At 69.6% G+C, this 14,636-nt stretch carries 18 protein-coding genes; 4 read left to right on the top strand and 14 right to left on the bottom strand.

Annotated features, from left to right (window positions below):
* Window positions 1-73: 73 nt before the first annotated feature.
* From ACF3M1_RS09425 to ACF3M1_RS09395, 7 genes are all read right to left on the bottom strand, one after another.
* A complete protein-coding gene (locus ACF3M1_RS09425; protein ID WP_394000051.1) occupies window positions 74-676 on the bottom strand; it encodes a nitroreductase family protein in 603 nt (200 codons plus the stop codon).
* 201 nt (window positions 677-877) lie between these two features.
* On the bottom strand, window positions 878-1,243 hold the full coding sequence (locus ACF3M1_RS09420) for a glycine zipper 2TM domain-containing protein (protein ID WP_394000049.1): 366 nt from the start codon (window positions 1,241-1,243) through the stop codon (window positions 878-880).
* 137 nt (window positions 1,244-1,380) lie between these two features.
* Entirely contained in the window at window positions 1,381-2,181 is an 801-nt protein-coding gene (locus tag ACF3M1_RS09415) for an SDR family oxidoreductase (RefSeq protein ID WP_394000047.1), read from the bottom strand.
* An 82-nt stretch (window positions 2,182-2,263) separates the two neighbouring features.
* Window positions 2,264-2,506: a hypothetical protein gene (locus ACF3M1_RS09410; protein ID WP_394000045.1), complete on the bottom strand. Its 243-nt coding sequence runs from the start codon at window positions 2,504-2,506 to the stop codon at window positions 2,264-2,266.
* 13 nt (window positions 2,507-2,519) lie between these two features.
* On the bottom strand, window positions 2,520-2,825 hold the full coding sequence (locus tag ACF3M1_RS09405) for a YkgJ family cysteine cluster protein (protein WP_394000043.1): 306 nt from the start codon (window positions 2,823-2,825) through the stop codon (window positions 2,520-2,522).
* A complete protein-coding gene (locus ACF3M1_RS09400) occupies window positions 2,822-3,487 on the bottom strand; it encodes a class I SAM-dependent methyltransferase (protein WP_394000041.1) in 666 nt (221 codons plus the stop codon). Before ACF3M1_RS09400 ends, ACF3M1_RS09405 begins: the two co-directional genes overlap by 4 nt.
* 159 nt (window positions 3,488-3,646) lie before the next feature.
* Window positions 3,647-4,693 (bottom strand): ROK family protein, encoded by a 1,047-nt coding sequence (locus ACF3M1_RS09395; protein ID WP_394000039.1) that lies wholly within the window; start codon window positions 4,691-4,693, stop codon window positions 3,647-3,649.
* A gap of 77 nt (window positions 4,694-4,770) precedes the next feature.
* Between ACF3M1_RS09395 and ACF3M1_RS09390 the strand changes: the two genes are divergently transcribed.
* The 3 genes from ACF3M1_RS09390 to ACF3M1_RS09380 all read left to right on the top strand — a co-directional run bounded on the left by ACF3M1_RS09390 (window position 4,771) and on the right by ACF3M1_RS09380 (window position 6,122).
* Entirely contained in the window at window positions 4,771-5,463 is a 693-nt protein-coding gene (locus tag ACF3M1_RS09390; RefSeq protein WP_394000037.1) for a DUF998 domain-containing protein, read from the top strand.
* A gap of 101 nt (window positions 5,464-5,564) precedes the next feature.
* Window positions 5,565-5,741, top strand: a complete 177-nt coding sequence (locus ACF3M1_RS09385; protein WP_394000035.1) for a DUF1328 domain-containing protein — start codon at window positions 5,565-5,567, stop codon at window positions 5,739-5,741.
* 135 nt (window positions 5,742-5,876) lie between these two features.
* Window positions 5,877-6,122 (top strand): DUF2789 domain-containing protein, encoded by a 246-nt coding sequence (locus ACF3M1_RS09380; protein WP_394000033.1) that lies wholly within the window; start codon window positions 5,877-5,879, stop codon window positions 6,120-6,122.
* A 120-nt stretch (window positions 6,123-6,242) separates the two neighbouring features.
* Here ACF3M1_RS09380 and ACF3M1_RS09375 read toward each other — a convergent pair whose 3' ends face one another.
* The 5 genes from ACF3M1_RS09375 to ACF3M1_RS09355 all read right to left on the bottom strand — a co-directional run bounded on the left by ACF3M1_RS09375 (window position 6,243) and on the right by ACF3M1_RS09355 (window position 12,308).
* Complete coding sequence (locus ACF3M1_RS09375) at window positions 6,243-7,547, bottom strand: short-chain fatty acid transporter (RefSeq protein WP_394000031.1); 1,305 nt, start codon at window positions 7,545-7,547, stop codon at window positions 6,243-6,245.
* 141 nt (window positions 7,548-7,688) lie between these two features.
* Window positions 7,689-8,081 (bottom strand): MliC family protein, encoded by a 393-nt coding sequence (locus ACF3M1_RS09370; RefSeq protein ID WP_394000029.1) that lies wholly within the window; start codon window positions 8,079-8,081, stop codon window positions 7,689-7,691.
* Window positions 8,082-8,169: 88 nt separating this feature from the next.
* Window positions 8,170-8,610 carry an MliC family protein gene (locus ACF3M1_RS09365; protein ID WP_394000027.1) on the bottom strand — a complete coding sequence of 147 codons (441 nt, stop codon included), beginning with the start codon at window positions 8,608-8,610 and terminating at the stop codon, window positions 8,170-8,172.
* Between the two features lie 144 nt (window positions 8,611-8,754).
* Complete coding sequence (ggpS, locus tag ACF3M1_RS09360) at window positions 8,755-11,097, bottom strand: glucosylglycerol-phosphate synthase (protein WP_394000025.1); 2,343 nt, start codon at window positions 11,095-11,097, stop codon at window positions 8,755-8,757.
* The gene (locus ACF3M1_RS09355) at window positions 11,094-12,308 is read right to left on the bottom strand and encodes an MFS transporter (protein WP_394000023.1); all 1,215 of its coding nucleotides are present in this window, start codon (window positions 12,306-12,308) and stop codon (window positions 11,094-11,096) included. Before ACF3M1_RS09355 ends, ggpS begins: the two co-directional genes overlap by 4 nt.
* 298 nt (window positions 12,309-12,606) lie before the next feature.
* On the opposite strand from ACF3M1_RS09355, the gene ACF3M1_RS09350 reads away from it, so the two are divergent.
* Window positions 12,607-13,377 (top strand): hypothetical protein, encoded by a 771-nt coding sequence (locus ACF3M1_RS09350; protein WP_394000021.1) that lies wholly within the window; start codon window positions 12,607-12,609, stop codon window positions 13,375-13,377.
* 55 nt (window positions 13,378-13,432) lie between these two features.
* Here ACF3M1_RS09350 and ACF3M1_RS09345 read toward each other — a convergent pair whose 3' ends face one another.
* Both ACF3M1_RS09345 and ACF3M1_RS09340 read right to left on the bottom strand, forming a co-directional pair.
* Entirely contained in the window at window positions 13,433-13,720 is a 288-nt protein-coding gene (locus tag ACF3M1_RS09345; protein WP_394000019.1) for a DUF3247 family protein, read from the bottom strand.
* A 62-nt stretch (window positions 13,721-13,782) separates the two neighbouring features.
* Complete coding sequence (locus tag ACF3M1_RS09340; RefSeq protein WP_394000017.1) at window positions 13,783-14,469, bottom strand: Crp/Fnr family transcriptional regulator; 687 nt, start codon at window positions 14,467-14,469, stop codon at window positions 13,783-13,785.
* Window positions 14,470-14,636 lie beyond the last annotated feature (167 nt).

The raw sequence follows: 14,636 nt of genomic DNA, 5'->3' as shown, positions 1-14,636 counted from the left end.
GTGGGTCCCTGCGATTCTACGCAGGGCCCACCGTGCGCCGGGCACGCCGCGCGCACATCGTGTCGCGCAGGGCTCAGCCGTGCACGCGGAAGCGCGTCGCGTCGTCGATGTAGGTCTTGGGGCCGATCGGCGCCTCGTGCGAACCGAACGGCATCTGCGCACGCAGCCGCCAGCTGGCCGGCAGATTCCATTCGCGCGCGGCGGCCTCGTCCGGCAGCGGGTTGTAGTGCTGCAGGCTGGCGCCGATGTCGGCATCGGCGAGCGCGGTCCACACGGCGTACTGCGCGATGCCGGTGGCGTGCTCGGACCACACCGGGAAATTGTCGGCGTACAGCGGGAACTTCGCCTGCAACTCGCGGACGACGTCCTGGTCTTCGTAGAACAGCACCGTGCCCGCGCCGGCTGCGAAGCCGTCGATCTTGGCTTCGGTCTGCGCGAACGCATCCGCGGGCACCACGCCACGCAGCGCATCCTTGACCAGATTCCAGAACGTCACGCTCTGCGCGCCGTAGAGGATCACCGCGCGCGAACTCTGGGAATTGAACGACGACGGGCTCTCGCGCACCGCGTCCTGGATCAGCGCGGTGACCTCGTCCTGCGGGATCGGAAGCGTGCGACCCAGGCTGTACTGGGTGCGGCGACGGTGGGCGGATTCGAGGAACGCGTTGTGGGGCATGACAACTCCGTGGGCTGGCCGGGGGGCGGCGACCACGGCAGTCTGCATTGGCAGCAGGGATGGAACGACAGGGCAAATCGGGAAGGATCGTTGCATCGGCATCGTCTCGCAGCATCGGGCGACTGCACCCGTGGCACGATCCGGCACGAAAAAGCCGCCGCGGGGACCGCGGTGGCTCGAGGTCGATCAGCGTCGCCAGGCTCAGCGGTAGACGCGCTCGCAGCGGGTTTCGACGATGCGATCGCCACGCGATTCCTGGCTGTTGCCCTGGACGTTGCGTCCGATCGCACCGCCTGCGACCGCGCCGCCGACGGTGGCGATCTTGCGTCCGCTGCCGCTGCCGATCTGGTTGCCGACCAGGCCGCCGATGACCGCGCCGGCCGCGGTGCCACCGACACGGTTCGGATCCGACGCCGCGCGGCGGACCTCGACGTCCTGGCAGACGACGCGGCTGCCGTCGTTGAAGCGGCGTCCTTCGTCCTGCGGACCATAATTCTGTGCGTATGCAGCGGCGGTGCCGAGAACGGACAGGGCGCCGATACAGGCCAGGGTGCGGATCGAATTCATGGGAAGTGCTCCTCGCGGATGACGTGGCGAGGATGCTGTCAGCGCGCGATGCAAGCTTCGATGAAATCCGCGAAGGCGACAGTGCGCGGTTCAGGCACTGGCGCGCCGCGTGAGGAGCGCGTCGTCGTGTGACGCACTCAGACGTACTGCATCTTCCGGCCCATGCCGCCGTCGACGACGATGTTCTGGCCAGTCATGAAACCAGCGGCAGGCGAAAGCAGATGCACCGCGAGCGCACCGATGTCGCCTGGTTCGCCGACGCGTCCGCTCGGGTGCTGCGCATGGTCGCGACGCGAGAGTTTCGGCGCGCGTCGTGCAACGGGCTTGCGCCAGGCGTCGGTGACGATCCAGCCCGGACTGATGGCGTTGACGCGCACCGCCGGACCTTCGCTGATCGCCAGCGCATGGCTCAGCGCCACCAGTCCGCCTTTTGCCGACGCATAGGGCTCGGTGTGCGGTTCGGACTGGTGCACGCGGCTCGAAGCGATGTTGACGATCGCGCCGCCCTGCGCGCGCAACGCGGGCAGCGCGTGTTTGCAGCACAGGAACGCGCCGGTGAGATGGCCGTCGATGAAACGGCGCCATTCGGCCAGCGGCAACGTGGACAGGTCCTGGACACCGGGTGATGCCGGCCCGGCGTTGTTGACCAGGCCGTCGAGCCGCGCGAACCGCGCGATCGCCTTGCGCATGAAGCCGCGGACCGAGGCTTCGCGGCGCACGTCGAGCGGCGCGAACCAGGCGCGTTCGCCGACCTGCCATTCGTCGAGGCAGGCGCGACCGGCATCGCGGTCGATGTCGCCGATCGCGACGCGACCGCCGGCACCGAGGACGGCCTGCGCGATGCCGCGGCCGATGCCCTGCGCGCCGCCGGTGATCACGACGACGCGTCCCTTCAAAGGCGCGGCATCGTGGGCTTCGATCGGGGGTGTGAGCGACATCGCGGCAGCCTGGAGGGAATCGGCGGACAGTGTCCGTCCGCCCGCATCGACAGCGTGTCGACGGCGCCCGCGTCGTGCGGTGTCAGCGGCCGCCGCGTCCGGGGCCCGCAGGCGCCGGCACCGGTGCCGGATGTTCGTCGAGGCGCGTGAGGGTGCGCGTCGTCCCGAGTTTCTCGATGCTGCCGCCGGACCCGCAGAACGCCGCGACATCGTCGGCGATGCGTTCGCTGGTCAGCGACGACGCGCGTTCGCTCGCGGTGCGTGCGCCGGCGAACAGGTGACGCGTGCCTCCACCCGAGGCGGTGGGCTTCTTCGTACCGGACATGCTGGGCACTCCTTCAGTACATGGTCAGGGGAATGCCGCGTGCGCCGCGATCGGCGTACTCGGCACGGATCTCGCGGCAGTAGGGGCCGCCCATCGCGAAGCGTCGGCAGACGTCCGGCCGGGTGTCGTAGATCGAGCAGCACATGCGCGCGGCATCGACCGCCACGCACCAGCCCTCGTCGTCGCGTGCCATCACCCGCAGACCGGCGTCGGTGATGTCGGTGAAGCGCTCGGGCACGTTGTCGTCGCTCTGCAGCACCACGGTGAGCCGGCAGCAGACTGCATCGCAGGTGTCGCAGTGGTCTTGCGCCACGCTCATGACGCGACGGTGCCGCGCTGATAGCGCAGCAGGCGTCCACGCGGCGCCATGTCGAGGTCGCCGTCCAGCGCGAGGCGCTCTTCACTCGAGGTGAACCCCTGGGCGTCGAGCAGACGCCCGAAGGCGGCGCTGTGACCGCGCCCGGGATCGGTGAGCATGACGACCGCATCCGGGCGTGCGTGCCGCGCGACGACACCCGCCAGGGTGACGGCATGGCCGCGTTCGTACAGCACGTCGCTGGCGATGATCATGTCGAAGTGGCCCAGCGAGGCCAGCGGTTCGTCCCAGCGCATGTGCCGGTAATGCACGGCGTCGAGCGCGTTGAGCGCGGCGTTGTAGGCGAGGAAGCCTTCGGCCAGCGGATGCATGTCCGAGGCGACCACGTCGGCACCGCGACGCTGCAGCACCAGACTCGACAGGCCGATGCCGCAGCCGATCTCGAGAATGCGCAGCCCGGCGACCTCGGTGCGGGCCATCACCTGCGCGAGCAGGCGTCCCGACGGCCACAGATGCCCGAACAGCGGCCACTGCGCCGACGAAATGCCGAGGCGGGCACTGTGTCCATCGGGGTCGGCGTACTGCTGGAGATCGGTGAGCATCCGCAGGCGGTACGAATGCGCGCCGATGTCGACAGTGGAAATAGAGGTGGAATAACCGGGCACGGCACTTCCTTCGGGAGCGTTGCCCTGACGGGCGGTCACGCATGGAGGGAAGCGAAGCGGCGACGGCTCAGGTCGCGCTGGGCGCGCGGATCGGGCGTGGCCCGACGGTCGAGCATAGCACCGGCCCGCCGGGCCTCCGGGCCGGTCGCGGTGCCGCGTTCAGCGCGGATGGTTGGTGTAGCTGGCGTTGCCGAGGCCGGTGCCGATCGTCAGCACGCTCCAGCGCGCGACCGCGTGCATCCGCGGGCGTTCACTCAGGCCCTGCACGACGGCGTCGTTGTGCAGGCGCACGACGGGCGCGCGTCCGCCGATCCGGTCCAGAAATGCGCCCAGCGCATCGGCCACGCGGAAGTCCTCGGCTTCCCAGTCGCCCGGCAGGTTCTGCGCGCCGTGGGCGATGCGGCCGTCGTGCAGGATCTGCCCCGGGCAGGCGATGCCGACGAACGGGGCGAGGTCGAGGTCGAGCGTGCGCGCGTGTGCGATCAGGCCGTTGAGCATCGCCGCCATCCGCACCATCGCGTCCTCGCGGTCCGGGGACTCGGTGGCATGGCGCCACTGGGTGCGCTCGAGCACGGTGGCGCGGCTGCCGTCGTCGCGCTGGTCGAGGCGCGGCGCGATGATGCCGCAGCGGATGTTGGTGCCACCGATGTCGACGGCGAGGAAGGCGGCGCGACGCAGCACGGTGGCGGGGGCCAGCGGCACCCAGCCCAGCAGCCCGGCATCGTCGCCGTCGTGGCGCAACGGCGTGAGGTCGACGCCCGCACGTGACAGCTTCAGCAGGCGCGCGGCGCGTCGCACCGACAGCGCGCCGGCCCGGCTGCCGGGAAACCCGCCGCCGATGACGATGCGTTTGACCCCCGCCCATTCGGGCTGGGCGAGAAAACAGCGCACCACATCCGCCAGCCGCTCGGCGTGGTCCTCGATCGCGGCATGCACCAGGTGTGCGGCATCGGCATCACCGCCGACGAGCACCAGGTCGAGCTCCCGCTTGGAGATGGCGTCGGTGGGCGTTCGCCCGAACGGATCGCGGTCACCGGTGAAGTGTTCCCGGCGCCGTGCATCGAGCAGCGCGCGGAACGCGGTCTGGCTGGCACGGTCGCCGATGAAGCCGTCGCCATCGGGCTCGCGCAACGGCAGGTTGCAGCTGTCGATGCTCAGTCCTGGAACGTGCAGTGCGGCGTGGCGGTTGCGGAGGTCGCGGCTCATCTTGAGGGGCAATCGGAGGCGGACGTGCATCGTGCCCGCGGCGTCGTGGGAGGACGTGACGATGCCCGGTGGGTAGCATGACCGGCCCCGTCGCCACCCGATGTCGCGTGATGTATCCCGAGCCCGATTCCCGCACCTCGCTCCACGCCACGACCGTGTCGCATCGCTGGGCGGACACCGCGCTGACGGCGCTCGCGATCTTCGTGCTCAGCGCCGTGGTGCTGCATCTGCGACGCCCGGACCTTGATCCGGTGCACAGCCAGATGAGCCTGTACCTGATCGGGGCCTGGGGCCCGCTGCTGCAGGCGGCCTACGCGTCGCTTGCGGTGGGAATGGTCGCGCTGGCATGCGGCCTGAGAACGGCGGCATCCCCGCATGCACGCAGCGCGGCACCGATGCTGCTGTTCGTGCTCGGTGGGATCGCATTGACCACGACGGCCTATGCGTGGATGGACCTGCCGGGCGTCGACCGCACGTTCGAGGGCCTGGTCCACGGCGTGTCGGCGCAGGCGGCCTTCCTGTGCGCGACCGGCGGCATGGTGCTGCAGGCGCTGCGATTCCGCAGGGATAGCGCATGGCGGGCCACGGCACGTTGGGCGCTGCCCTGGGCGCTGCTGTGCTTCGCATCGATCTGGGTGCTGGCTGCCTGGCGCGACGCACCCCGCGGCCTCGCGCAGAAGACGGTGATCGCCTTGATCGTCGGATGGCTGGCGTGTGTCGCGTTCGCGCTGTGGCAGCGCACGCGACGCGCGGCGACACGCACGGGTTGATCGCGACCCCATTCACGCCGGCAGCACCGCAGCCGTTCCAGACTTCGGGCCAAGGACGCGTTGCACTCCGCGGCGTGTCCATCGACTGCCAGGAGAGCGTCATGATCAAGTGGGCCATCATCTTTGCCGTCATCGGCCTCATCGCCGGTGCGCTCGGCTTCAGCGGCGTCGCGGGTGCCTCGATGGGCATCGCACAGTTCCTGTTCTGGGCGGCCATCATCATCGCGGTGATCCTGTTCGTGCTGGGTCTGACCGTCGCCAAGAAGGTCGTGCGCTAGTCACCGCGCTGCACGGACTCACCAACGCCGCCTGCGCCCGCGCAGGCGGCGTTTTTTATTGCACCGGGCCTGCGCGCTCAGCCGGCCTTGACGCCGGCCCCGCTAGCCTCGCGCCATCACTTCGAGGACATTCTCATGGAACAGACCGTGCATCCGTTTTCCGAACTCTTCGCCCAGCTCGGCCTGCCCGATGACGAAGCGTCGATCCGTGCGTTCATCGCCGAACACGGCCCGCTGCCCGCCGACATGCGGCTCGAGGAGGCGCCGTTCTGGTCCGATGCCCAGGCCCAGCTGCTGCGCGAAGAACGGATCGAGGATGCCGACTGGATCGTCGTGATCGACCAACTCAATGTCGCGATGCACGCCACACCGGAACAATGAGCCACGGGCTCGGCAATCGCCGGGCCGCACTGCACCCTGACCGTTGCGCGGGCCAGGGTGCCCGCACGGCGGATCCACGTCCGGCATCGGCCCGGCGGTCCGCCGCGCTCCGCCGCAGTCTCACGCGAGCAACAGCACCAGCCCGATGATCACGCCCGATGCGAGCAGCAGCATCAGGCAGTAGCCCATGATGTCCTTGATCTTCAGGCCGGCGATCGCCAGCAGCGGAAGCGCGAAGAACGGCTGCAGCATGCTGGTCCAGGCGTCGCCCCAGGCCACCGCCATCGCCACACGCGGCAGGTCGGCGCCCAGCGCCTGCGCGGCGGGCACCATCACCGGGGCCTGCACCGCCCACTGGCCGCCGCCCGACGGCACGAACATGTTGATCAGCCCGGCCGAGAGAAACGTCAGCACCGGCAGGGTGTCGGCGGTGGCGAACGAGGCGAACCACGTCGACAGCGTCGTCGCCAGGCCGGAGCCGACCAGGATCGCCATGATCCCGGCATAGAACGGAAACTGGATCACGATGCCGGCGCCGCCCTTGATCGCTTCTTGCAGGGCCGAGAGCAGCCGCGCCGGCGTGCGGTGCAGCACGATGCCCAGCATCAGGAAGGCGTAGTTGACGATGTTGAGGTTCAGCCCGCCGCCGCCGACGAAGTGGTCGACGAGGAACACCAGCCCCGCGACACCGACCGCGACCGACAGCAGCCATCCGTGTTCGAGCCGCTCGGCCGGCGATGCGTCCGCGACCAACGGGGGCGCCTCCGCGTCCTCGGGCGGCGTGAACAGCACGGTGTCGCGTTCGGAGGGTGTCATCGCGCGGTTGATCAGCGGAATCGCGATCACCAGCAGCGCGATGATCAGCAGGTTGAAGGGCGCGAACAGGGTGTCGGTGGTCGGGATCAGGCCGATCGCCTCCTGCATGAAATGTCCGTCGGTGGCGACCGTCAGCGGGATCGAGCCGGACAGGCCACCGTGCCAGATGATGAAACCGGAATAGGCGCTGGCGACCAGCAGCCGGTAGTCGACGCGCACATGTCGGGCCATCTCGCGCGCGAACAGCGCGCCGATCACCAGGCCGAAGCCCCAGTTGATCCAGTTCGCCGCCATGGCGACCAGCGTGACCATCACGATCGCGTTGCGCGGCGTGCGGCATCGCGACGCCAGCCAGGTCAGCCCGCGTTTCACCGGGGGTGTCTTGGCGAGGATGAAGCCGGTCACCAGCACCAGCAGCATCTGCATCGAGAAGCCGAGCAGCTCCCAGAAACCAGTGCCCCAGTAGCGCACGAGCTCGAGCGGCGGCGTGCGCTCGATCGCCAGCGCGGCGACGGCGGCGAGCGCGGTGAAGATCAGGACGAAGACGTAGGCGTCGGGCAGATACCGCTCGACGAGGCGAACGGAAACACGGGTCGCACGCTGGAACATGGATGGGCACCGGCAGGAACGCGGGCGGGCAAGCCTAGCGTCATCGCCGGGCGTTGCCTGCTAGACGTTGGTCGGCGCGCCGCGACGTGGCCGTACCGCAGTGCGCACGGATGCGCGGTGTGCGCATCCGTGCGGCTGGCATCAGACCGGCGCGGCCGGGCTGCCGCTGCAACTGCGGTCGGGCTGGTCCGGACGCATCAGCAGGGCATCGGTCGCGCCGCGGGTCCACAACACGTTGCCGTCGCCGTCCACGTACTTGGCACCCGAGGCCGCCGGTTCGGTCTGCATCGCCAGCGTCATGCCGTCCACCTGCACGGTGGCCCGGTCGCCACCGTCGAAGGTGGCATCGACCGGGGTGCCCTCGCAGTCGTAGTGGATGATCTGTGGCGCCGCCGTCGCCGTGTCGGGCGGCGTGGGATCGGCAGCGTCGGCCGCAGGCGGCGGCGTGCGTTCGTCGGGTGGCGCCTCGGCGGGCGCACAGGCGATCAGGGCGCCGCCGATCGCGGCGACGAGGATGGGTGAATGCCAGCGCATGGTCGTCTCCTTGCCTTGGTGGGACCGGATCGACGCGGGGGAGGGCGCAGGCTGGCCCGCCGGTGGCGGCGGGCATGGGGCGGCGTCTTCAGTAGACGCGGTAACAGTTGCGTTCGTGGTCGCCGTCGAGCGTCAGCCGGGCCTCGTCGGGGCGATGGGCCCAGAACCGGTTGCCGGCGCCGTCGGCGTACATCGCGCCGGACGGCGCGTCCTCGCGGTCGAGCGCGAGGGTCTCGCCGTCGACCACGAACTTCGCCAGCGCATCGTCATTTTCGTAGGCCACGGTGATGCGCACACCCTCGCAATCGAAATTCAGGGTGGACGACGGTTCGGAGGCGGCTTCGCGCGCGGCCAAGGAGCCGGTCATCGGCGCATCTTCGGGTTCGGTCCGCTCGGCGGGCGGTGCCGGCGGCGGGGCCGCGGTGTCGTTGGCAGTGGCCACGGGTTCGGGCGTGGCCGGAGGCGAATTGCCGCAGGCGCCGAGCACGAGCGCGGCGAACAGGGCGGTGAAGGCGGGGGCTGCGCGCATGGCGGTGTCCTCGTCGAAAGCGGATCGGGACCGGCAGACCGGCCCCTGTACGGTATGCAGGCGGCCGTGACCACCCGGTTGGCGTGTCCACGGCGCCCGCAGAACGATACGGTGCGCCGGGCCGAAACCCGACCCACCACTGGATCAGGCGGCCAGCCCGCGCATCGCGTAGCGGTGCTGGTCGGCGCCACTGCCCGAGCTCGCGACCGATGCGAGGAAATCGCGCCCCCAGCGCTCGACGTCGTAGTAGCGCACCGTCTCGAACAGCTGACGCTGGCGCCCGACGGCCTCGTGGTCCGGCATCGCCAGCGCCTGGCGCAGGCCCGCGACGAGATCGGTCTGGTCGTGCGGGTTGGTCAACACCGCGCCCTTGAGCTCGGCGGCGGCGCCGGCGAATTCCGACAGCACCAGGGTGCCGGCGGATCCTTCGATGCCGTGGGCGGCGACGAATTCCTTGGCGACCAGGTTCAGGCCGTCACGCAGTGGCGTGATCCACATGACGTCGGCGGCGGCGTAATGCGCCAGCACTTCCTCGAACGCCAGTGCGCGCGCGAAGAACCGCACCGGGGTCCAGTCGAGCATCGCGTAGCGTCCGTTGATGCGGCCGACGGCCTGCTCGATCTGCGTCTGCAGCTTGCGGTAGATGGTCATCTCCTTCGCGGCCGGCACGCAGACCATCAGCAGGTTGACCTTGCCGCGCTGCTCGGGGTGTTCCTCCAGCAGACGCTCGAATGCCAGCAGTTTCTCCAGCGTGCCCTTGGTGTAGTCCAGGCGCTCGACCGACAGCACGAGCTTGCGGCCGGCGAATTCGCGGCGGATCTGCTCCAGGCGCACGCGCACACGGGGATGCGCCAGCCCGCTCTCGATGCGCTTGATGTCGGTGCCGACCGGATGCGCGCCCAGGCCCACGACCCGGTCACCGACGCGGATGCGCGTGCTCATCTCGTCCAGGCCCACGGCGCAGCCGTAGGTCAGGAAGCGCGGCGCGCAGCCTTCGCGCTCGAGCACCTCGGTCGGCATCGCGCCGCGGACCACGTCGACGAAATTCTCGACCTGGCGCGGGATGTGGAAGCCGATGTAGTCGCACTGGAGCAGGCTGCCGAGGATCTCGCGGCGCCACGGCACCACGTTGAACACGTCGGCCGAGGGGAAGTAGGTGTGGTGGAAGAACGCGATGCGCACGTCCGGACGCAGTTCGCGCAGATACGCCGGCACCATCCACAGGTTGTAGTCATGCAGCCACACCGTCGCGCCGGGCGCGGCCTCGGCGGCGGTGGCCTCGGCGAACTTGCGGTTCACGCGCAGGTAGATGTTCCAGTCGTCCTCGCTGAAGCGCGCGCGCTCCCAGAACGTGTGCAGCATCGGCCAGAACGCTTCTTTCGAGAAGCGCTTGTAGAACGCGTCGACCTCGGTCTTCGACAGCGGCACGCGGGCCACGGTGAGATCGGGATAGGCGTCCGGATCCACCGGCGTGCGTGTCTCGAACGTGCCGAGCTTGGGATCGTCGACGCTCCAGGCGACCCAGGAACCCTTCTGACCGCCGCCGAAGAAACCGAGCAGGCTCGGGATGATGCCGTTGGGCGAGGTCGGGCGTCGGCGCTTGCGCTCGCCGTCCTCGACGTACTCCTCGTAGGGCAGTCGGTGATAGACCATCACCAGGTCCGACTGGCCGGTGGTCGGCTCGCGGGTGGTGCGCAGGTGCGGGTCGTCGGCGTCGAGCAGGTCGAAATGCGCGATGGCCTCGAGGATGCCGCCGCAGCCGGGCGCCTGGGCGTGGAACACGTTGGACAGCTGATCGGTGGCCTTGACCAGCGCCGGCTCCGATTCGCCCACGCACACGCCCTGGAAGCCGGAGGTGTACATCGACAGGTCATTGAGCGTGTCGCCGGCCACCAGCACGCGCTCGCGCGGCAGCTCGAGGTGCTCGGCCAGTGCGGCCAGCGTGCGGCCCTTGTCGGTGTCGGGCGGCAGGATGTCGAGATAGCGGTCGGCCGAATACAGCACCGAGCAGCCCAGACGCTTGGCGGTGGCCTCGATGTCGGCGCGCACGCCGGCCAGTGCCTCGGGTTCGCAGAAATACGAGCAGCGGCGTTCCTGGGGCACGTCCTGGCGGACCAGGCCGCCGAAGGCCTCCATCGCGGTCGCGACGGCGTGTTCGCCGGGCCAGCGACGGTCGATGTGGGTCTGCAGCGGCTGGATCGGCTGCAGCGTGCGGCCGTCGACGACGGTGCCGCCGACATCGCAGATCACGTAGTCGGGGCGCGGCAGGCTGGGATCGGACAGCAGCGGCATGACGGCTTCGAGGCCGCGGCCGGTGACGAAGGTCAGGCGGATCTCGGGATGGCGGTCGACCAGGCGGTAGAGCTGCTGGCGGTGCGCGGGGGATCCGGCGAGGAAGGTGCCGTCGAGGTCGGTCGCGAGCATCAGTCGCGGGACGAACGGCACGTTGGCGGGGGTGAGGTCGGCTGTGATCGGGTCTGAAATCAATGTGGGTCCTTGTGGTGTGGATCGGAAAGGTCGGGGCCTTCGGGCGCGGGCCCGGTTTCGGGCAGCAGTTCCAGTGCCGAGGGCGTGGTGCGCAACATCGGGTGGAAGTGCGCGGGATGATCGTTGTCGCGGCGACGCAGCAGGCGGCGACCCGCGGCGATCAGCGCCAGCACGCCGAGGATCAGCGCGAACGACGCCGGCAGCGCCGACGGCCCGAACCGCGTCATCGCCACGCCGGCCAGCGCCGGGCCGATCGCCGAGCCGACGCCGTTGAGCAGCAGCAGGCTGGAGCAGCCCGACAGCGTGTCCTCGGTCGGCAGGTGGTCCAGCAGGTGGGCCACGCAGATCGGATAGATCGCGAACGCCACACCGCCGAACAGGAAGAACAGCGTGAACAGCAGCCACTCCGATTGCGGCGCGATGAACACCATCGCCACGCCGAGCAGCGCGGCGACCGCGCAGATCAGCGCCAGCGTCGTGCGCCGGTCGCCGCCGTCGGACATCCGGCCGATCGGCCATTGCAGCAAGGCGCCGCCGAGGATCGTGGCGCTCATCAGCGACGCGATGCCCTGAAGATCCAGGCCGAGACCGCCGGCGTAGACCGCGCCCATGCCCCAGAAGCCGCCCATCGCCAGGCCCGCCAGCAGCGAGCCGCTGGCCGCCGCCGGGGCGGCACGCCACAACGCGGCCAATGCCAGCCGCGGCACCGACGGCAGCGTGGGCTGCACCATCCGGCTGGCGACCACCGGCAGCGCGGCCAGGCAGATCAGAATCGCGACCACACTGAACAGTGCGAACGACGCCGGGTCCTGCAGGCCCAGCAGCCACTGGCCCGCGGCCAGCGCGAGCAGGTTGACGGCCATGTAGACGGCGAAGACCTGGCTGCGCTTGTCCGGCGGCGCCTGCACGTTGAGCCAGCTCTCGATCACCGTGTACAGGCCGACCAGCGCGATGCCGGTCAGCACGCGCAGGGCGCCCCAGGCCCAGGGGTCGATGAAGATCGGATGTAGCAGCACCGCCGCAGCGCACAGCGCCGCGTAGAACGCGAAGGCGCGGATGTGGCCGATGCGCTGGATCAGGCCGGGCGCCAGATAGGTGCCGAGGAAGAAGCCGACGAAATATCCGGACATGATCAGACCGAGGGTCTGGTCACTGAAACCTTCCAGCCCGCCGCGCACGGCGAGCAGGGTGCCGAGCAGGCCGCTGCCCATCAGCAGCAGGGCGACGCCGGCCAGAAGCGCGGTCAGGGCGCGAACGACAGCGATGGAGGCCTCCGCAGAGTGTGTCGAAGGTCTCGAATCATAACACATTGATAAATATGGATAATTTCACGCCACGTTGAGCTGTCGCACGATTGCTGCGTTGCAGCAGAAACCGGTTCCGGAACAGGGGCTTACAGCCGAACGGCGTACGCCGGCGGCCGCCTGTCGAATGCGTGGCATCGACGGCTCGACCGGATCTGAACACGCGATCGGCGACCCTCCCGGTGTCCCCCTGATGGAGTCGTCGATGTCCCGTCTTCCCCTGGCGCTGTCCGTGTCCGCCTTGCTGCTCGCCGCCTGTGGCGAGTCGACGCACTCCGGCGACGCGGCGCCGATCGACGAGGATGCGGCCGGCGCGCCGGTCGATCAGGCCGATACCCGTCCAGCGCTGGACGAGGACATCGTGGTTTCGACCAACGAACCGTTCTGGCAGGCACGGCTCGAAGGCGACACCATCGTGCTCACCGGCGTCGAGACCGCCGAACGCCGGCTCGCCGACGCCCGGTCGTCGATGACCTCGGACGGGCAGCGGATCTCGGCACGCGATGCGCAGGGCGAGGTCGTGCTGATCGTGCGGCGCATGCGCTGCGAGGACGACATGTCCGGCGCACGCTTCCCGATGACCGGACTGCTGACGATCGACGGTCGCGGTCCGTTCCGCGGCTGCGCGCGCCCTGCGTCGATGGCGCCCCCCGCCGAAGCCGGAGACACCCCGCGCGGGCTGCCCGACGCGTTCCTCGGGCGCTGGGATGTCGTCCAGGCCGCGTGTACGGCATCCGACCGAGGTGATCTCGGGCTGACGGTCACGCCGGAGCAACTGGTCTTCCACGAAAGCGTGGCGGTGGCCGGCGACGTCGAGGTGCTGGACGGCGATACGGTCCGTGCGTCGTTCGAGTACGAAGGCGAGGGCGAGCGCTGGCAGGCGACGCAGACGCTGCGCCTCATCGACGGCGGCAACACGCTGGTACTGGACGGGCCTGATGGCCCGGGTGCCGCACGCGTGCGGTGCGTCGACTGAGTCGAGGCAGCGCGCACGGTCTGCGGGAAGGCGATGGCCGTCCCGCCTCGCGTGTTCAGCGGCTGCCGATGCGCTCGATCGTGAGGATGTCGCCGACCCAGATGAAGTGCGGCACATCGGGCGCTGCGAGGTCGTCGAGACGCAGCCGCGCGTTATGGCCCTCGTTGCCTGCGGCGTCGCGGAAGGTCTCGAGCGTCGGGCGGGCCGAGACGACACCTTCGATGCGGGCGCCGCCTTCGAGGGTCACGCGCACCCGGGCCTCGTCATCGAGCAGCCCGATCCGCTGCTCCATCAGCTCGAGATCGGCGCGATGGGTGTGGATGCGCGGCGGGGTCTGGCCCATGGCGGTGCTCCGGTCAGGCAGACCAGGCTGACGCGCCCGCGGCCAAGGCCGGGTGACGGCGTTCAGCCCTCGCCGGCGGGACCCAGCAGGCGGTCGTACTCGGTGCGGATGCCGACATAGCACTCGCAGGCCCGCGCGAGCAGGCAGTCGCGTTCGAGCACCTGGATCAGCCCGCGGCTGTAGCGGATGCAGCCGTCATCCTGGAGCCTGCGCGCCGCCTCGGTGATGCCCTCGCGGCGGACGCCCAGCAGATGGGCGATCTGCTCCTGGGTCATCTTGATTTCGGTCGATCCGATGCGGTCGTTGACCAGCAGCAGCCAGCGCGACAGCTGGCGATCGACGGTGTGGTGCCGGTTGCAGACACCGGTGAGCGCGGTCTGCGTCAGCAGCGCCTGCATGTAACGCAACAGGATCGCCTGGAACGCGCCCCCGCGCTGGAACTCGCGCTGGGCGATGTCGGCGCGCAGGGCCAGCGCCTCGCCGCCGGCCTGGACCACCGCGCGCACCGGCAGCGTGCGGTTGTTGGCGACCAAACCGATCCCGACCACGCCTTCGTTGCCGATCATCGCGACTTCGCTGGTATCGCCGTTCTCCAGCGCGTACATCAGCGACACGATGCCCTCCCGCGGGAAGTACATCGTGCTCTGCTGCGCACTGGCCTCGTGCAACACCTTGCCGGCCGGCAATTCCACGAGTTGCAGGTCATCGCCGATGCGATCGCAGATATCGCCCGGAAGATCCTGCAGCAATCCATTCTGGGGTGCCCAAGCGGCTTTCTTTGCCATGCGATGAGAGAACGTCGTGGACCTGGAATCGACCTTGAATTGTCCCGGCTGAATGCGGGGTCGTATGTGCGCCACCGCGCATACGTATCGGCACTGCGTTCGCCAGCGAACAGAAAGGATTCAGCTTCGGT

It is taken from the genome of Luteimonas sp. WGS1318, assembly GCF_043187535.1.
Classification (GTDB): domain Bacteria; phylum Pseudomonadota; class Gammaproteobacteria; order Xanthomonadales; family Xanthomonadaceae; genus Luteimonas.
The sequence above is the reverse complement of the archived record's forward strand: the minus strand, read 5'-3'. Positions and strand labels throughout refer to the sequence as shown.